This is a genomic window from Mycobacterium sp. 050272 (assembly GCF_039023525.1).
GTDB lineage: Bacteria > Actinomycetota > Actinomycetes > Mycobacteriales > Mycobacteriaceae > Mycobacterium.
The window spans coordinates 164,563-181,986 of record NZ_JBCHKV010000004.1 but is presented as its reverse complement, the minus strand read 5'-3'; the positions used below and the strand labels follow the sequence as shown (position 1 = coordinate 181,986).

The window sequence follows — 17,424 nt, the reverse complement described above, 5'->3', positions numbered from 1 at the left end:
TCGCGGGCCTCAAGCCCGGGCCAGCAGCCAGGCTAGGCCCTGGCTTTCGCCTGCGGCGATGACGTCCAGTGCGCCGAAGGCCGCCGCAAGCTCGCCGGGAGCCGCGCGAAACGGACCCGGTTCGGCCCCGACTTCGCTGAGCGCCGCCGTTGCCAGCAGGCCGCCCGGCGCCAGGCGATCGATGAGCGCCTGGTCGAGGCGCCCGTCGCGGAATCTGTGGCAGACGATAACGTCGACGGGTGGGCCGTCCGGCAGCCCGTCGTCGAGATCCACGACATCGAAACTGCAGCGGGCGTCAATTCCGTTGTGCCGGGCCAGTTCCCGGGCTTGACCAATGGCGACCGCGGAGACATCGAACCCGACGACCTGTAGGCCCCGCAACGCCAGCCAGACGCTGGCGAGCCCCCGGCCGCAGGCGACGTCGAGCGCCCGCCCGATTGTCGGGAAGATGTCCGCATAGGCGGCGAAGGCGGCAGGAGGCCCGACCGCCGCGCCGGACGCCGGTTCCTTACTCGCGTACCGCTCGTCCCAACGGCACTGGTCCTCCCGGGTCACAGCCGTCACCTTACGACTCCAACGGCACGCGAAACGCAGAGTCGAAAGTTCTGGACAGCTGTCTGCGTTTGACGCGACGGGTCGGCGCTCGCGTATCCACCGATCGAGGCGAAACAGACGCTGTCGACGCAGTACCGGCACGTTTAACCGTCGCGGGACGCGGTGGTGGTGGGCCGCGCTTGTCGTTTTCTACACTGGACGGGTGTCTAGAGAAGTGGCGCCTGCTGCCCGGTCGGTGGACGGTGCCGCAGGTGCGCGCCGCTCGGATCGTCGGCCCGGACAGACGATCCGCAAGGTCCTCGACGCCGGCCTGGCCGAACTGCGCGAATCGTCGTACGCCACCCTGACGATGCGGGCCGTCGCGGCGCGCGCCGGGGTATCGCCGGCCAGCGCCTACACCTACTTCCCCTCCAAGAGCGCTCTGGTGGCCGCCGTCTATCTGCGCTTCCTGCGCGCGCTGCCGCTGCACACCGACGTCAACACCACCACCAAGACCAGAGTGAGCGCGACGCTGCGGGACATGGCGGTGGCCGTGGCCGACGAGCCCGAGTTGAGTGCTGCCTGCGGAACGGCGTTGATGGCCGACGATCCGGCCGTTGCGCCGCTGCGCGAACAGATCGGCGAAGAAGTGTCCAAGCGGATCGCCGCCGCGCTGGGCCCGGGCTGGCCGCGCGCCGTGAAAACCACCCTGCAGATGACGTTCGCCGGCGCGCTGATGACGGCGCGATTCGTCAGCTACGAGGAGATCGCCGGGCAACTCGACGAGGCAGTCAACCTCATCTTGGGGGCCTCGGTTGCCTGATGAGCTTGCCGCACAAGTGATTCGACTGTTCATGCCCGCCGGGGAACTGCCAAAAATCATCTGTACGGCCCACCCACATCCAGCGCTCACCGGCCGGCAAGGCCGACTATCGGTGGGCCAAGCAGGTCGCCACCGAAAGCGGCTAACCGCAACAGGATCCGGCTAGACCGCCGGGGTAAGCGTCCGGGCCGGCTCGCCGGCCCGCAAGAACTGGCCGAACCGCTGCTTGCCCAGCACCGGCGAGGCCTGTCCCGCGTTGAACACGGATTGCCCGGACACGAACACGTGCGTGACTGTGTCATCGTTGCGGTTCACCATGCGCGACAGCCCGCCGTAGGACTCGACCGGGTGCTCGGCATACGCATCGAGGGATTCGTCGAGCTTGTCCGGGTCGATCACAACGATGTCCGCCCGGTCGCCTTGACGCAGGGTGCCCGCGTCGATCCCGTACCAGGCTCCGAGCTCACCGGTGAGTCGGTGCACTGCCCGCTCGATCGACAGGAACGGTGTGCCGCGATTGGCGGCGTCGTTCACGTGCCGCAACAGCCGCAGGCCGGAGTTGTAGAACGCCATGTTGCGCAGGTGCGCACCCGCGTCGGAGAAGCCCATCTGCACGCATGCGCTTTGTGCCAGCTTCTTGAGCAACTCGGGCCGGTGGTTAGAGATCGTGGTCCGCCAGCGCAGCGCCTCGCCGTGCTCGAGCACCAGATCGAGGAACGCGTCGACCGGATGCAGCCCGCCGCGATCGAGCCCGACCTGCCCAAAAGACTTGCCCACCACCGATTCGTCGGGGCACGCCACGATCTCGGCGTCGAAGAAGTCACGGTGCCACACTCGCGGCCCGTATTTCTGGTCGTAGTCCTTGCGGAACTGGCGCCGGTAGTCCTCGTCGCGGATCAGCTCGTTGCGGGCAAGCTCGTCCTGCAGATGCAGGGCGGCGGCGCCGGCGCCGAATTCTTCGAAGATCACCAGCGAAATCCCATCGGCATACACTTCGAACGGCACCGGCAGATGTTGCCAGCGAAAGTCACCGCCAAGTCGATTGACGACCCGCGCCGCGGCCTCCATCAGGTAGATGACCGGTGGCAAGGCCTTCACATCGGCGGCCGACAGCAGACTGGTTTTGAGGCGACGGCGGCCCACCCCGAGCGAGGTCGCCAGCTGGGACAAGATCGACAGTGGATTCTTGATGTCGGGACCCGACTGCAGGATTTTGTTGCGCCGCCGCAGAATAGCGTTGAGCCGACGCAGTTCGCGTGACCTGGCGTAGGTCGACGGCAGCGTGCGCGACCTGCACACCTCGCCGTCGAGCTTGTCGAAGAGCAATTGCTGCGAGGACATCCCGACGAAACCCTCGTCGAGCGCTTCGGTCAACATCGACTCCATGCGCGCCAGTTCCCCTGCGGACGGCCGGATGTCCTTGCGGGTCGCCCGGTCGAGTCCCATCGTCGCGGCCCGCATATCGGAATGGCCGATGAACGCGGCCACGTTGGGACCCAGGTTCAGCTCCTCGAGGGCGGCCACATACTCCTTCGGGCTGCGCCACGACCGGGCCTTGTCGAGCTGCTCGATGACGTAGCGCCGCGGAATCGCCTCGACACGGCCGAAGATGTCGCCCGCGTCGACGTTCTCCAGGTACACCGTGGACAGCGAGCAGGAGCCCAGCAGCACGGTCGTGACTCCGTGTCTCAGCGACTCGGAAAGCGCTGGTTCACAGAGTGTTTCGATGTCGTAGTGGGTATGGATGTCGATGATCCCGGGGATCACCCACTGTCCTGTTGCGTCGATGACATCGGCGCCGGTCGTGTCCAGCTCCTCGTCGGTGATGGTGGCGACGCGGCCGTCGCGCACCCCGATGTTGCGGACAGCCGACGGCGCGCCAGTTCCGTCGAACCAGCGTCCATTCATGATCACGGTGTCGTACTGCATGTTTCGGGCCTCCTGATTAGCAGTGAGCATACACAGCTCAGATAGTGTCTCGTCATTGATTCATCGGGCCGCGGGTCGGCTGAGCGCGTCAGCAACGATCGTCTAGCTGCGACGATATGATCTAGCGGTGATGAGCACCGACGACATGTTTGCCAACCGCTAGCTATGCGCAGTCACGGTTGGGCCGGGAACACGCCCGCCTCCGATGAGGAAGCGATCGAGCGGATCCTGGCAGCGGCGGACAAGATCATCGACGAGCGCGGCTCGGCCATGCGGATCGCCGATGTCGCCCGCACTCTGGGCGTGACCCGCCAGACCGTGTACCGGTACTTTCCCGGCACGCAGGCATTGCTGGTGGCGAGCGCGATGCGATCGGCCGACGGCTTCCTCGATCATCTGGCGGCCCACCTCAAAGGCATCACCGATCCCGTCCTGGCGGTGACAGAGAGCTTTGCGTTCTGCGTCGAGCAGCTGGCCTCCGACAATCAGCTGGAGTTGGTGCTGAATCAGCGCCACCGCGGAGGTCAGACGATCTCCATCGTGTCCGATACCGCGCTGGCCTTCGGGCGATCAATGCTGCACCGCTTCGATATCGATTGGGAGCAGCACGGTTTCGACGACGCGGGCCTGGATGAGTTGAACGAGTTCACCCTTCGGCTGCTGCACTCGTTCCTCGCAGACCCCGGCCGGCCCGCCCGCAGCGGCGCGGATCTTCGGCGCTACCTGATCCGCTGGCTCGGGCCGGCGATCGCCTATCCGCAAATCGCCCAGGCGATGGACCCGCTGCGGACTCCCGAGCCGCGAGCGCGGCGGCGGCCCTCGGCGGCGTCCTGATCTGGGATCAGCCGCTCAAGGAGGAGTGACCATGGTCGGACTTGGACAGCTCGCGTTGGACAGCGCACCCGCATTCGGCGGTGTCTTGCTGGCGCTGGCGGCCGTGCAATTCCGGGGTCCCGACTATCGGCAATTGATCCAGCAGGACATGGATCTGCTGGATCGACTGCCACCCGAGGCCAGCGAGAGACGCGATGCGCTGCGCCGCTCGATCGATGCCAGGGTCGACGACTTGGTCGACGCAGCGAACCGGAGCCGTGCACTGCGCCGGGCCGCGATGTCGTATCAGGGCAACTGGCGCGATGTGGTGGTGATGTTGTGCGCGGTGCTCTTCACGATCGTCTGGTGGGGCGTCGACCACAGCCGAGGCAACTGGTTGCCGATGTTCATCCTGCTGATCCTGCTGTGCGTGGTGGCGGCCGGCTACGCGTTTCGTGGCGTGCTGCGTGCAGGCAGCGCATTTCTGCACCGGCGGCATACCGGCGATCAGGAAGCACCAAAGTAGCTGCGCGACAACGGTTTCAGTGATATTCGAGCTGCCGCGGGTGACTCACCAGTAGGCGCGAAAATGCAGCAGGCGCGGGCGTCGAAAATGTGACAAAATCAACGCGTGAAGGCGTACGCCCTCCCTGTTTTGCTTTGTGCCGCTACAACGTCCACGTGGGCGGCGCTGCTTACTGCCCCCATTCCCGCTGTGTCCGCCGAAACGTGCCCCGATGTCGAGGTCGTGTTCGCCCGGGGAACCGACGAGGCGCCCGGACTGGGCGATGTCGGGGAGAATTTCGTCGAGGCGCTGCGGGCTCGACTTGGCTCGAAGTCGCTTGCGGTGTACCCGGTCGATTACCCCGCGAGCCTGAGCTTCCCCAGAGCCGTCGACGGAATCAGCGACGCGGGCGCACACATCGAACAGACGGCGGCGGCGTGTCCGAAAACCCAAATGGTGCTTGGCGGATACTCCCAAGGCGCGGCCGTGATGGGCTTTGTCACCGCTAACCAGGTGCCCGAAGGTGCCGGCATCGGGCGGGACCTGCAGCCGATGCCGGCCGAGGTCGCCAACCACGTTGCCGCCGTAGCGCTGTTCGGAAAGCCGGCCGGCCAATTCATGAGCATGATCAATCAGCCCCCGGTCACCATCGGCCCCCTGTATGCGTCCAAGGCGATCGAGATGTGCGTCCCGAACGATCCCATCTGCGCGGGCTCGGGCGACTTCTCGGCGCACAGGCAGTACCAGCAGATCGGGATGATCGACCAGGCAGCGGATTTCAGCGCGAACCGCATTGCGGCGGCCACTCCCCCGACTCCGCCTCCGGCGCCGGGACCGGCACCGGGGCCGGGACACTCACCGACGGCGACACCGGCACCGGTGCATTCGACTGCACCGTCGGCCTCACCGACGCCCACGCCCGCGGCATCGCATCACCCCGGCCCGCCCCCGGGGCCGGCAGCGGATTTATTCACTCAGTAGCGGGGTGCCGCCTCGAGAACCTCGACGGCCGCATCGATGTTGGGAATGATGGTCGGACCGTAGTGGCCTACCAGCTGCCCCAGCGCGCGGGCGATATGCGGGCCGACGATGCCGGCAGCCAGGACCTCCTCGGCCAACACGATGCCATTGACGACATGACCGGCGCTCAGTCGGCCATCCGCGGTGAGTTCGTAGCGCCAGTCGCCGATCTGCACTCGCTCCGGCGCGGACCGGAAAAGGCCGCGCCGCGCCGGCGTCAGAATGACGCCGGGTACGCCGCAAAACACCCTGATCACTTGTCCTACTCCGCCGGGGCCGGCCAGGGCTGCTCCGATCGCGCGGCTGGCGCGCTCCGGGTCGTAACTCGTCATCAATCACTCATCGGCAGCACGAACGAGGGCGTGATGGTCTGCGGCTCGCTGGTGCGCCGCACGGCGGTGCCGGCCACGTAGAACTCGACGGTGTGATGCCCCCAGGCGTAGTTCGAGATCGCGAAATGCACTCCCACGACGCCGTTTGCACCATCGCGCTCGGCCTCGCTCTGCATGCGCGACATGGCCAGCTCCCGGGCCTGATAGCTGCCCTGCGTCCACTGCGGCATCTCGGCGTTGCGCCCGACCTGGCTCAGCGTCCGCAGAAAGCCTTGTACGGCGATGTGAAACACACAGTTGCCCATCACGAATGCGACCGGTGCGAACCCGGAGCGCAGCAAGGTGGTCAGATCCTGGCCGGACAGGTGGCTGCTGAAGGCCTGTCCGTTGGGTCTGCGAAACGCTCCCGGCTTGGCGGCATATCGCACGGCGGTTCCGACCGCGATGAATTCGAGGTGTTCGCCTTCGCCTTGATGACGCCAATCGAGCCGGACGCCCACCACTCCATCGGCGCCCAGCGCATCGGCTTCGGCCTGCATGCGCGACATCGCATTCCAGCGCGCCCGGTAGGTCGCGTCGGTCAGCACAGGCAACTCCGACTGCTGCCGGATGCCGGTGAACTGATAGCCGACGTGATAGACGGAAACCCCCATCACGAGCTCCATCGGCTCGAATCCGGCGCCATGCAGCAGTGCGAATTCGTTGATCGAAAGATCGGAAGTCCATAACTTACCGGCATGCGACAGACGTTCGCTGGCGACGGGGTCGAGCTGATTCGGTTCCATTGTCAATGACCCTCCTGCGGTTCGCAGCCAGCGTAGCCCGGCGACGGCGAGCGCTGGCACGGCACGAGTAAGGAGCCGGGCAATCCAGCGCCGGCCGCAGTGCCTCAAGACACCCACATAACGTGCGACATTGCCGACCGAGTGGGTGTGACGACGCCCCGCCCGCCGCTAGTCGGCTACCGACGGTGCGTTCGCGGCCTCACGCATCCGGCGAGTAGCTGTCGTCGGCCTGGCACTCCAGCAGCTCTTTGAGCGCATCGGGAAACGCGTCGGCCATGCCCCACAGGTCGGGCAACAGATCGGGGCAGCCGATCAGGCCGATGCCGAGTTCCCCGTTGAGCGACATCACGGTGATGTTGAGTCCGGCGTCGCCGATGATCGGCCCGAGCGGGTACATCGTGGCGACGCGGCACCCCAGGAAATACAGCTGGTCGCGCGGGCCCGGCACATTCGACAGCACAAGATTGAACGCGCTGCGGTTGATCGGAATGCGCGGCAGCAGGCGCATCGCCGCACCGAACATTGTCGGGCCACCGAACTGCGTCCAATCGTGCAACAGGGTCGGACCCAGCGCCGCGGTGTGCTCTTTGGCGGCCTTGTTTCCGGCGGCGATCGCGCGGATACGTTCGGCGGGATCGCTGATTTGGCTCTCCACCCGGCAGAACATCCAGGTGGTCTGGTTGCGCCCGGGACGATCGGACTTGCCGTGCACCGACACCGGCACGGTGGCCACCAGCGGATTATCGGGCAGCTCACCGCGCTCGAGCAGGAAACGCCGCAACACCCCGGCACACAACGCCACAACCACGTCGTTGACGGTCACCCCGAAGCGTTCCTTGACTCGTTTGACGTCGCGCATGTCCAGCTGGGTGTAGGCGATGTTGCGGTAACGCGTGACGGAGCCGTTGAGCGGGGACGACGGGGCCGAGAACGGCGCGGCCATCGTGCGACCCTCGCGCGCCCGCAGCACGGTCTGCGCCACCGTCAGCATTGTCGCGGGCACCACGGTCGCCAACCGCAAGGGCCGGCGGGCAAAGCCCATCAGTCCACTCACCGCGATCTGCAAGGCGTTGCCGCCGCCCGCGCCGGTGACCGCCGTCGGGGCCGGCGCATCGGGCTCCGCGCTGCACAGGTGGCCCAGCAAGTTGGCGCCTGCGACCCCGTCGACGAGCGCGTGATGAACCTTCAGCATCACCACGACCGCGTCACTGTCGGCCCCGCCCTGCAACACCCACATCTCCCAGAGCGGTCGGTCCCGGTCCAGCGGCAGCCCCGCGATATACCCGCAGATCTCGGCCAGCTCTCGGCGCCCACCGGGTGCCGGCACACCGACGTGCTGCACATGGTGCTCCAGCTGGAAATTGTCGTCGTCCACCCACACCGGGTGATCGAAATTCAGCTGGTTGTCGGCGAGTTTCATCCGGAATTCCGGCACTGCCGCGATGCTCTTGGCTAGCGCGGCGCGCAGCGCGCCGTAGGTGTAACCCCCCGGCATTGTCGACGTGTCCAACTCCAACACGCAGCACACATTCAATGGCTGGGTCGGCGTCTCCATGTAGAGAAAAAACGCGTCCAGCCCGCTCAGTCGTTCCATAGCCGCCTGCTCGACTAGTGACCTCAGAAACCCCCCGAACCCCTAGGAGTTTAGGTAGCTGACCAGTGGTCGGCTACCTCTCACCCACGCGCACTCCGTTAAATCTTGAAGACATACCGCCGCGGTATTCAACGCCGCGACGGACGATATGTCCGCAGGCCTGACCGCCGGATGAACTCATCACGACCGGGTGTCGTTAACCGGGTACCAGCGCCTTGGGCGCCGTGCGGTTAGCGGCAGATGCGCGCTGATTACGTGCGGAGGCGCGGGAGGATCATGTTCAGACGAGTCGATACCTGCGATGGACCCAAGCACAAACTGCTGACCATCGAATTGCGTGATGTGGTGCGCGAATACCGGATTGGCGGACAAACGGTTCGCGCACTCGACGAGATTAGCCTGCGGTTAGAGGGCGGCCAATTCGTCTCGATGGTCGGGCCGTCCGGTGCCGGCAAGAGCACGTTGCTGCATTTGCTCGGCGCGCTGGACTCCCCCGATTCCGGGTCGATCGAATTCGACGGCGACGAGATCGGGCGCCTCAATGACCAACAGCAGTCCCAGTTTCGCCATCATCGCGTCGGATTCATCTTCCAGTTTTTCAATCTCTTGCCGACGTTGTCGGCGTGGGAGAACGTCGCCGTCCCGAAGCTGCTCGACGGCGTGCGGCTGGGCAAAGCCAAACCGGATGCGATTCGTCTGCTGGAGCGGGTGGGCCTCGGCCACCGGACCGAGCACCGGCCCGCCGAACTCTCGGGTGGCCAGATGCAGCGGGTCGCGGTGGCGCGCGCGCTGATGATGGATCCACCGTTGATCCTGGCCGACGAACCCACCGGAAATCTCGACTCCGCCACGGGCGCTTCGATACTGACACTGCTCGGCGACGTCGCGCACGAAGCCGGACGCGGCCGGATGGTCGTGATGGTGACCCACAACCCAGAAGCGGCGCAGGCGACCGACCGGGTGATCATGCTGCAAGACGGTCGGGTCGTTTCCAACGAGCGATCGGCGGTTTTGGTGTGAGACCAGCTTCGGCGATCGGTGCCACGGCGAGCCGGCTGCGTGTGTTCAGCCTGCGCGAGCTGGCCGTGCACCGGCGTCGCACCATCGCGTCGATCGCGGTAATGGCGGTTTCCGCAATGTATTTGGTAGCGGTATTCGGCATCTTCGGGTCGATCACCGGATCGGTCAATCGACTCAGCGACGGGATCGCCGGCATCGCCTCGCTGGAGGTCTCCGGGATCACCGACGCGGGCTTTCCCGACGCGCTCGCCGCCGACGTCGCCGCGGTGCCCGGCGTGGCGACCGCCGCTCCCATGATCCGCACGACGGTGTCCACTTCGTCGGGACCGGTGCTGCTGTTCGGCGCCGACGATCGCCTGGCGGCACTGGGCGGCGCACTGAAGGACGCATTGAAACGTGCTGCGCCGCAGCAACAATCTAATCCACCCGAGCCTGCGAACGGGGTCCGCATCGGTCCGGGAATCGGCCGGGCCAAAGGTGAGACATTCGAACTCGGTTCGGGTTCGGTCACGGCGACCGAGGTGCTCACCGGCAAAGAGGTCGCGGCGCTCAACGGTGGGCATTACGTCTTGGCGCCACTTGCGCTGGCGCAGAACATCACCGGGCGTCAGGGCCAGCTCGACTCGATCCTGATCACAATCAAGCCGGGAGCTGATCTGAGCCGGGTACGCGCGGGCGTCAGTGCGGCGGTGAACGGTCGGGCGATCGTCGCCGTCCCGAGTATGCGGGCCAGCCGGGCGGGCGACGGTGTCAAGCTGATGAACTACATGGCCCTGATGGGTGCGATGGTGGCGTTGATGGTCGGCGCCTTCTTGATCTACACCACGATGACCATGGCGATCACCCAGCGCCGGCCGGTCATCTCGATGTTGCGCGCGATCGGCGGCCGGCGCACGGTCATCGTGCGCGACATGCTCGCGGAAGCGGCAATACTCGGCGTGATCGGCGGTGGGATCGGGTCGGCCGTCGGAATCCTGATGGGCCGCATCGCGATTGGCCGCCTGCCACCGGCGATGACGCAGGGACTCGAAGCCCGCGTCGAATACTGGCTACCCGGGTACGCGATACCGATCGCCGTCGTGACGACCGCGCTCACCAGCGTGGTGGCCTCAGCGATGGCCGCGCGGCAGGTGTACAAGGTCGCGCCGATCGAAGCATTGGCGCCGGTCGGAGTGTCAGCGGCCGACCGCGTACCGCACTGGCTGCGGGTCGTGTGCGGTGTCGGGGCGACGGCCGTATTTGCCGTGTCAATCGCGGTCGTCATCACTGAGCGTGGCGTGTTGGCGTTCATCGCGATGTCGGCCGTGTTCTCTGCCGAAATCGCACTCGGTTTCGCACTCACCATGCCGATCGTCAACGTCGCGGCCGCCACCGCGCGAATATTCGGCACCGTGGGCGCCCTTGCCGCGGCCACCATCGAGCGCGCGCCGCGACGGGTGTGGGCGACGGTGATGACGGTGGTGATCGCGGTCATCACGACCGTCACGATCACCGGCACGAACAACGACATGATCCGATCCGCGCGGGGCATCTTCGCACCGGTGGCGCAGATCCCGGTGTGGGTGACCGCGAATCCTCCGGACAGCTACCCCACTGATCCACTGCCGCAAGGACTTTCCGAGAAGCTGGCTGCCGTGCCGGGCGTCGCGCACGTGATCGAGGGCTCGTACGGTTTCGCCGAGGTCGGGGGCACCCGGGTAATGCTTGACGGATTCTCCGCCGGGACCGCTGATCCGCTGTACCGGGCACTGGACCGGCAGGTGCGCGACGACGTGCTGACCGGTCGCGGGGTGGTGCTCTCGCAGAATCTGGGTACAACCCTGCACGTACGGGTCGGCGACCAACTCCGCATGCAAACACCGCACGGTGTCCAGCAGGCGACGGTGCTGGCCCTGGTGCCCTATTTCTCGACGGTCATCGGCACCGTGGGCTTGAGTCTGGATCGGATGCGGGCGTGGTTCGACCGTCCTATTGCGACGACGCTGCAGATCGCGGCGTCCCCGGGCGTGGATTCGCGTCGCCTGTTGACCGATGTTCGTGCCGCGGTACCGGCGCCGAACTACGTCTATGACGGCGACGCCGAGCTGGCGGGGCTGGAAGCACCGATGCACCAGAGCATGTTCATCGCCAACGCCGTCTGGATCATCGTCGTGCTGGTCGCCGCCGTCGCGCTGCTCAACACGCTGACGCTTTCCGTGCTCGAGCGCCGACGCGAAATCGGGGTACTGCGCGCTATGGGATCCAGCCGACGCTTCACGCTGCGGATGGTGCTCTCCGAGGCCGCCGGAATCGGGGTTGTGGGCGGCGTTTTGGGGCTGGTGTTCGGCTGCGCGGACCAGTGGCTGTTCAGTCTGGTCAGCGGCGACATGATGAATTTCCGCGTGCGGTTCCACCCCAGTTGGATGGCCCTTGCCTTCACCCTCGGTGCGCTGGCGATCAGCCTGCTTGGTTCGGTGCCGCCGGCCCGTCGCGCGGCGCGTCTGAACATCATCGAAGCCCTCGGCGTCGACTAAGCGCTATTCGATAAGCGTGGCGAATCCCTGCAGATGGGGTTTGCACGGAAACGGCACCGGGGTGCGCAGGCTGCGCAGGCCCGCGGTATCGAATCCGGCGGCCGCGATCGAGTCGATGGTTCGCCGGTTCGGTTGGCACCCCGCAGCCAACCAGGACCATGGCTTGGCGATCAGATCCTGGAATCGGCCCATCGCGCCCTCGCCGCGCACGTGCTCGAGGACGACCAGCCGGCCGCCCGGCACCAGGACCCGGCGGATCTCGGTCAGCGTCGCGGTGACGTCGGCGACCGAGCACAACACCAAGCCGATATGCACCGAATCGAAACTGTTGTCAGGGAAGGGTATTGACTCACCTGTACCTTCCACGATGTCGGCCGCGATGCCGTTGCGCATGGCGAGACGAAAAGCCATCTGCCGAAACGTGGCCACAGGCTCGACCGCCGAGATCGAAGTCACCGCGGCCGGGACGAACTTCAGGTCGGTTCCCGGCCCCAGCCCCACCATCAGCAGGCGGCCGGTCGCGTGCGCGATCGCGGCTCGGCGATACCGGTTGTAAAAGAGGCGATCGAAAACCGGCTGACCGAACCGATATATGTAGGGAAACAACGGATTACCGGACGTCAGCTGCTACCTAAGTCCATTCGAAAAGGCGGATACTCGTCACGCATCAACGATACATACACCGCGACCCGGTAACGCCATCGCACAATGCCCAGCAACAGATCGAACATGCCCTGCGGGATCGTCCCGGTGCACAACAACGCCACCGCGGACATCACGCACAGCACCTGAAGCAGCGGCTCCATCGCCCAGCACAGCAGTACCTGCGGGGCGCCCAACAACCACGTTTTCACCAGAACAGCCCAATTCGTCAGGCGCGGAGGGTATTCGACATCGAGTTCGCCCGGATAGTCGGGCCGCGCCGCCAGGGTGAAGGGCGGATATTTATCGGTGCTGTTCATCGGGAACCGGTAGTTCATGACTCGCCACGACCAGCGCAGCACACCGACGTTGAAGTTGAAGATCGACCGCGGATAACGCCCGGTGAACAGGATCGCGACGCCGGCAACGATCGTCAGGATCGGATATACCAGATAGAGAGAAATCAGGATGGGATAGTGCGGCACGGCCAGCACACACCACTTCACGAGCCATAGCCAGCGCGACGGGGAATCGAAATCGCCTCGCACGCAGACGGTCTCGGCCCTTGCGCCGACTGGTTCGATCTCGATGACGTCCGGCGCCCTCATCATTGGTATCGCCTAACCGGAGTTGCCGCCGCGAGATCGCGATCGATCGCGGCGGCGATACGCGGGTGGCTGGTCATTCGCACGAAATTGGTCAATGCCCAGGTGTGGAATCGATCCGAGAGCAAGGCCGCCGGTCTCAACACGGATTCGCGATGCGAGACTTGCAGCGACGCCATCTGTGACACCGCACTGACCTGGTGTCGCCGGATCTTTTCGTACGAGCGCAGCGCGCGTGATAGCTCGGCCCGGCAGCTGCCCGCGTCCAGACCCGAAATTGCCTTGCACAACACCATGGTGTCGAGCAGTGCCTGATTTGTCCCCTGCGCGAAGGTGGGTGGCATCGTGTGCGCGGCATCGCCGAGCAACGTCACCGGGCCGGCGCTCAGCGGCGCGGTCATCGGATGGCGGAAATGCGGGTAGGGCGACTGGGCCAAGTCCTCGTCGGTCAGTTTCGCCAGGACCAGATCCACCGGATCAGACCAGCCGGCGAAGGTCGATCGGATCGCCTCGATCGGGCGATGTGGCCGAATGAAGTCGTGGGACCACGGCAAGTCGAACCACCACTGCACGCAGGAGTCGCCGGCCGGCCAGACACCGGTGTTCCCGGTAGCGCCGATGACGAGATAAGCGGTCTCCCTGTCGACGATCTCGGGCACACTGGCCAGCCCCTGCCAGCTGCACCAGCCGGTGGGCTCGGCGGCCGGCGCGCCCACCACGTCCCGGATCACCGAATGCAGACCGTCGGCGCCGATCAGCAGGTCGCCTTCGGCGACGCGTCCGTCCTCGAACCCGACCGCGACGCCGTCGGGCATCGTGATAACCCGGGCGGCGCGCGAGTTAGGGCGGATGCGATCGGCCGGAAAGTCCGTCAGCAGCCGTTCCAGCAAGACCCGGCGCGGAACCATCCGAACGGCCGCACCTAATCGCTGCACCATCGCGTTCACATCCAGCGTGGCCACTCGGTGGCCCCTCGACGTCAGCAAACGCACGCTGGATAGCCGTTGACCCGCCCCGTCCATGTCGACGCCCAGCTGCCGCAATACCGTCGCACCGTTGGACCAGATGGTGATCGCACCCCCGCCTGCGCGGGTATCCGTGCGCTGATCGAAGACCGTGACGTCGTGGCCGTCCCGGAGCAATCCCCGCGCAACCGAAATACCGCTCACCCCCGCGCCGACCACCAGGACCCTCAGTGGTCGTCCGGACGGCGCTTTCGAGGACGGCAGCCAGCTGACATGGCTGCCGGGGTTTGCGCGACCACGCTGTTGTTTGCGCCCGCTGGTCCTGCGTGCCAGTGGGTGCTCAGCTATCCTGCTGTGGCTCGTCACTCTCCTGGACACGTACATGCGCGCGAATCGGTTCACGGGAATTGGGCACTGGCTAGCCGCGCGCACCGATCATCTTGTGCAGGTCCTCAATCCCCCACGGCGCGGCGTCGTGGTGGTCGCGATAGCCCAGCAGGGACGGCGTTGGGCGATCAAACCGCCCGACGAATCCGCCTGCGGCAACAAGGATCTGGCCTGTCACGTCGTGCGACAGGTCGCTGGCGAGGTACGCGTAGAGGGGTGCCACGAACGCGGGCGGGGCACTGTCCAGCGAGGCCTGCATCGTCACGTCGTCCAGCAATCCGCGGCGGTGCAAATCCGCGATGTGGTTTTCATAGTCGTCTCCGGTGGAAAGGCGTGTGCGTGCGCCGGGGCACACCACGTTGGCCCGCACACCGTTGGCTTTGAGCTCGGCGGCAATGGCCACCGTCAAGCCGTTGACCGCGCCCTTGCCCGCGGGGTAGCCGGTGCCCCCGTAGTCGCCGAGAAAGGCCACTGAGCTGGTGTTGACGATCGTCCCGTGCCCCTGCGCGACCATCGCGCGAGCCGCGACCCGGCAGGTGTGAAAGACCGTGCCGAGGTGGGCGCTCAACAAGCGATTGAAGTCGTCGGGCGAGATGTCCAGGATCGAGGAGCCGGGCGGCTCGGCAATACCGGCGCAATTGATCAGGATGTCGAACCGTCCGAACGTGTCGCGGCAGGTGTCCACCAGCGCGGTGGCGACGGCCTCGTCGTCGGCGGGTCCGATCACCGCGGTGGCTCGGCCGCCCTTCGCCGTGACCGCCGTGACGGTTTCGCTTACGGCATCGGCATCGCGGCCATTGACCACGACCGCGGCGCCCAAGTCGGCCAGCAGTTCGACGACCGCGCGGCCAATGCCGCGGCTTCCGCCGGACACCACCGCGCCGCGTCCGGCCAGCAAATCCGCGTTGCTCATGGGCACCGCCTCCAACCAGCGTGTTCCCGATAATGCCCAGAGGTGCCGCGGGTGGCGCAGGACACCGACTGTTGCCGAACAGTACGCGTCCGCTTTTGACCTCCGTCGACGGTGCCGGTTCGGGCCAGACGAGGTTGCTCAGCGCCCGGTAGCGGGTGGACAATCGCCGATTCGGGCTTAGGGGGCGTAGGATCGCAGTTGAGTCCGTTCTGGACACGTCGCCGTTTAGCTAAAAGCGGTCAGCAAGCCGCACGGCTGCTGGGCTCTGGCTCCGGCGATCAACATCTTCCGGTTCCCTTACTTCGGTGCCCCGTGCGCTGCGAACAACCGATCGTGTCCAACGGACGGTTGCGGCGGGGCGTCGGCATATGCCGGCGAATCCTCACTGCACGCGACTTCGTAAGGAAGTACCGCAATGCACATCCGGTTATGCACGGCTGTTTTCACACGTGTAGTTGCGAGGGGTCGGTTGACCAGATGACCGAAGTCCTTGCCGCACCCAGGCCGACCCGGCCGGCCAGCACTCGTAACGACGATTCCTACGACGACGTCATCGACATGTTTCTGGTGTTGCGCACCCTGCCGGCCGAGTCGCACGAGTACCACCGTCAGCGCGAGTGCATCGTGAGCAGGTGTCTTCCGCTGGCTGACCACGTCGCTCGGCACTTCGGACGACGCGGTGAGAGTCTCGACGACCTGACCCAAGTCGCGCGGCTGGGCCTGATGAACGCCATCAACCGGTTCGACCCCGACAAGGGACCCAGTTTCATCGGCTTCGCGATTCCCACCATGATGGGCGAGGTTCGGCGCCACTTCCGCGACTACAGCTGGGGAATGCGGGTGCCGCGCCGGCTGCGTGAGCTTCATGTCCAAATCAGCAGAGCGACAGCAGATTTGGTCCAGAGGCTGGGTCGAGCACCGACGGCCCGCGAGCTGTCGGAAGAGCTCGGGGTCTCGCACGACGAGATCGTCGAATGCCTCGTTGCCGGTGATGCCTACCAGCTGGAGTCCCTGGACGCACCGGTCGGCGCCGACGAATCCGGGCGGAGTCGTCTGGTCGCCGACGCGGTGGGTGCAGTTGACCCGCAGATCGACCACATCACCAACCGTGAAGCGGTCCGCTCCCTGATCGCCGCGCTCCCCGAGCGCGAACAAGACGTGCTGCACATGCGGTTCTTCGAATCGATGACGCAGAGCCAGATTGCGAAGCGAATCGGGGTTTCACAGATGCAGGTGTCGCGCATTCTGGCGAACACCTTGGCGTCCCTGCGCGACCAGCTGGAATAGCCCGCGACATCGGTGCCCAGCCGATCTGACGACACGCGCACTGTACTGTGCCGGTGGGGTGAAATCGACTCCGTTGCCAGATCGAGCCTGGAAGGAGCACGGTGCGATGAGGCTTTCACAACCGGTAGTCGCGGGGATCGTTGCGGCGACAACGCTGGCGTTGACCGTGGCCGGTTGCGGCGGCAATCAGAAGCCTTCGCCGTCAACATCGGGATCGGCTACCTCGTCGACCAGCAAGAGCAGCGCGGCGCCGACCTCCTCGGCGCCCGCGGCTCCTGCGGCCGATTACACCGGTTGGTTGATCCAGGTGTCCGATATCGACGCGCCAGTGCCCTTCACGGGCACGCCGCCGACGAACAACCCGGACGGCCAGCCCGGCGCCGCGACGACCTTCAACACTCAGGACAACAGCCACACCATCAAAGTCACCATCCAGGTGCTGGCGGACCCCGGTGCGGCAACCAGCGCACTGAACGCCGCGAAATCGGCACAGGGCGGCGCGATCAAGCATCCGACCACGGACGCGGTCAAGATCGGCACCGACGGAACCGTGGTGTCGGGCAATTCGCCCGACAACTCCAAGGGCATCGCGGTATTGCTGTTCACCGAGGGCAAGGCCTTTGTCACGCTGGAATTCGACGGTCCGCCTGACACGCTGCCGCCACCGGACTTCATCAACGACATCGGCCAAAAGCAGGATGCCGCGGTGAAGAAGGGGCTCGGCGGCTAGCCAAGGTTGCCGGCTATCCGACGGTTC

Annotated in this window: 16 protein-coding genes and 1 pseudogene; 8 read left to right on the top strand and 9 right to left on the bottom strand. The window is 65.8% G+C overall.

Going from position 1 to position 17,424, the window contains the following annotated elements:
* Positions 1 to 9: 9 nt before the first annotated feature.
* A complete protein-coding gene (locus AAHS21_RS10820; RefSeq protein ID WP_342927661.1) occupies positions 10 to 555 on the bottom strand; it encodes a class I SAM-dependent methyltransferase in 546 nt (181 codons plus the stop codon).
* Between the two features lie 202 nt (positions 556 to 757).
* On the opposite strand from AAHS21_RS10820, the gene AAHS21_RS10815 reads away from it, so the two are divergent.
* Entirely contained in the window at positions 758 to 1,357 is a 600-nt protein-coding gene (locus tag AAHS21_RS10815) for a helix-turn-helix domain-containing protein (protein ID WP_342927660.1), read from the top strand.
* Positions 1,358 to 1,519: 162 nt separating this feature from the next.
* Here the strand turns inward: AAHS21_RS10815 and AAHS21_RS10810 are convergent, their stop codons facing one another.
* Complete coding sequence (locus AAHS21_RS10810; RefSeq protein ID WP_342927659.1) at positions 1,520 to 3,286, bottom strand: amidohydrolase family protein; 1,767 nt, start codon at positions 3,284 to 3,286, stop codon at positions 1,520 to 1,522.
* Between the two features lie 165 nt (positions 3,287 to 3,451).
* Between AAHS21_RS10810 and AAHS21_RS10805 the strand changes: the two genes are divergently transcribed.
* From AAHS21_RS10805 to AAHS21_RS10795, 3 genes and pseudogenes are all read left to right on the top strand, one after another.
* Positions 3,452 to 4,120, top strand: a complete 669-nt coding sequence (locus AAHS21_RS10805) for a TetR/AcrR family transcriptional regulator (protein WP_342927658.1) — start codon at positions 3,452 to 3,454, stop codon at positions 4,118 to 4,120.
* Positions 4,121 to 4,151: 31 nt separating this feature from the next.
* On the top strand, positions 4,152 to 4,625 hold the full coding sequence (locus AAHS21_RS10800; RefSeq protein ID WP_342927657.1) for a hypothetical protein: 474 nt from the start codon (positions 4,152 to 4,154) through the stop codon (positions 4,623 to 4,625).
* A 165-nt stretch (positions 4,626 to 4,790) separates the two neighbouring features.
* Positions 4,791 to 5,399 (top strand): annotated as a pseudogene (locus tag AAHS21_RS10795) (cutinase family protein); the annotation flags it as partial.
* Between the two features lie 179 nt (positions 5,400 to 5,578).
* Here AAHS21_RS10795 and AAHS21_RS10790 read toward each other — a convergent pair.
* The 3 genes from AAHS21_RS10790 to AAHS21_RS10780 all read right to left on the bottom strand — a co-directional run bounded on the left by AAHS21_RS10790 (position 5,579) and on the right by AAHS21_RS10780 (position 8,335).
* Complete coding sequence (locus tag AAHS21_RS10790) at positions 5,579 to 5,956, bottom strand: DUF5073 family protein (protein ID WP_342927656.1); 378 nt, start codon at positions 5,954 to 5,956, stop codon at positions 5,579 to 5,581.
* On the bottom strand, positions 5,956 to 6,741 hold the full coding sequence (locus AAHS21_RS10785) for a heavy metal-binding domain-containing protein (protein ID WP_096287649.1): 786 nt from the start codon (positions 6,739 to 6,741) through the stop codon (positions 5,956 to 5,958). Before AAHS21_RS10785 ends, AAHS21_RS10790 begins: the two co-directional genes overlap by 1 nt.
* Positions 6,742 to 6,940: 199 nt before the next feature.
* Positions 6,941 to 8,335, bottom strand: coding sequence for a wax ester/triacylglycerol synthase family O-acyltransferase (locus AAHS21_RS10780; RefSeq protein ID WP_342927655.1), 1,395 nt, complete (start codon positions 8,333 to 8,335; stop codon positions 6,941 to 6,943).
* A 321-nt stretch (positions 8,336 to 8,656) separates the two neighbouring features.
* Between AAHS21_RS10780 and AAHS21_RS10775 the strand changes: the two genes are divergently transcribed.
* Both AAHS21_RS10775 and AAHS21_RS10770 read left to right on the top strand, forming a co-directional pair.
* Positions 8,657 to 9,355: an ABC transporter ATP-binding protein gene (locus AAHS21_RS10775; protein WP_342927903.1), complete on the top strand. Its 699-nt coding sequence runs from the start codon at positions 8,657 to 8,659 to the stop codon at positions 9,353 to 9,355.
* Positions 9,352 to 11,868, top strand: coding sequence for an FtsX-like permease family protein (locus tag AAHS21_RS10770; protein WP_342927654.1), 2,517 nt, complete (start codon positions 9,352 to 9,354; stop codon positions 11,866 to 11,868). The genes AAHS21_RS10775 and AAHS21_RS10770 overlap by 4 nt, the downstream gene beginning before the upstream one ends.
* A gap of 3 nt (positions 11,869 to 11,871) precedes the next feature.
* On the opposite strand, the gene AAHS21_RS10765 is transcribed toward AAHS21_RS10770, so the two are convergent.
* From AAHS21_RS10765 to AAHS21_RS10750, 4 genes are all read right to left on the bottom strand, one after another.
* On the bottom strand, positions 11,872 to 12,474 hold the full coding sequence (locus tag AAHS21_RS10765) for a class I SAM-dependent methyltransferase (RefSeq protein WP_342927653.1): 603 nt from the start codon (positions 12,472 to 12,474) through the stop codon (positions 11,872 to 11,874).
* Positions 12,475 to 12,488: 14 nt separating this feature from the next.
* Entirely contained in the window at positions 12,489 to 13,058 is a 570-nt protein-coding gene (locus AAHS21_RS10760; RefSeq protein WP_342927902.1) for a DUF4389 domain-containing protein, read from the bottom strand.
* A 59-nt stretch (positions 13,059 to 13,117) separates the two neighbouring features.
* Positions 13,118 to 14,344 carry an FAD-dependent monooxygenase gene (locus AAHS21_RS10755; protein WP_342927901.1) on the bottom strand — a complete coding sequence of 409 codons (1,227 nt, stop codon included), beginning with the start codon at positions 14,342 to 14,344 and terminating at the stop codon, positions 13,118 to 13,120.
* A gap of 154 nt (positions 14,345 to 14,498) precedes the next feature.
* Positions 14,499 to 15,380, bottom strand: coding sequence for an SDR family oxidoreductase (locus tag AAHS21_RS10750; RefSeq protein ID WP_342927652.1), 882 nt, complete (start codon positions 15,378 to 15,380; stop codon positions 14,499 to 14,501).
* A 477-nt stretch (positions 15,381 to 15,857) separates the two neighbouring features.
* Here AAHS21_RS10750 and AAHS21_RS10745 point away from each other — a divergent pair, with 477 nt between their 5' ends.
* Together AAHS21_RS10745 and AAHS21_RS10740 are read left to right on the top strand one after the other, a co-directional pair.
* Positions 15,858 to 16,667 carry a SigB/SigF/SigG family RNA polymerase sigma factor gene (locus AAHS21_RS10745; RefSeq protein ID WP_342927651.1) on the top strand — a complete coding sequence of 270 codons (810 nt, stop codon included), beginning with the start codon at positions 15,858 to 15,860 and terminating at the stop codon, positions 16,665 to 16,667.
* Positions 16,668 to 16,773: 106 nt separating this feature from the next.
* The gene (locus AAHS21_RS10740; protein WP_342927650.1) at positions 16,774 to 17,397 is read left to right on the top strand and encodes a hypothetical protein; all 624 of its coding nucleotides are present in this window, start codon (positions 16,774 to 16,776) and stop codon (positions 17,395 to 17,397) included.
* The last annotated feature ends 27 nt before the right edge of the window (positions 17,398 to 17,424 follow it).

Coding starts and splice junctions, on each gene's coding strand:
- AAHS21_RS10805 (WP_342927658.1), top strand. CDS start 3,452: ATGCGCAGTCACGGTTGGGCCGGGAACACGCCCGCCTCCGATGAGGAA.
- AAHS21_RS10810 (WP_342927659.1), bottom strand. CDS start 3,286: ATGCAGTACGACACCGTGATCATGAATGGACGCTGGTTCGACGGAACT.
- AAHS21_RS10750 (WP_342927652.1), bottom strand. CDS start 15,380: ATGAGCAACGCGGATTTGCTGGCCGGACGCGGCGCGGTGGTGTCCGGC.
- AAHS21_RS10790 (WP_342927656.1), bottom strand. CDS start 5,956: ATGACGAGTTACGACCCGGAGCGCGCCAGCCGCGCGATCGGAGCAGCC.
- AAHS21_RS10780 (WP_342927655.1), bottom strand. CDS start 8,335: ATGGAACGACTGAGCGGGCTGGACGCGTTTTTTCTCTACATGGAGACG.
- AAHS21_RS10745 (WP_342927651.1), top strand. CDS start 15,858: ATGACCGAAGTCCTTGCCGCACCCAGGCCGACCCGGCCGGCCAGCACT.
- AAHS21_RS10740 (WP_342927650.1), top strand. CDS start 16,774: ATGAGGCTTTCACAACCGGTAGTCGCGGGGATCGTTGCGGCGACAACG.
- AAHS21_RS10800 (WP_342927657.1), top strand. CDS start 4,152: ATGGTCGGACTTGGACAGCTCGCGTTGGACAGCGCACCCGCATTCGGC.
- AAHS21_RS10785 (WP_096287649.1), bottom strand. CDS start 6,741: ATGGAACCGAATCAGCTCGACCCCGTCGCCAGCGAACGTCTGTCGCAT.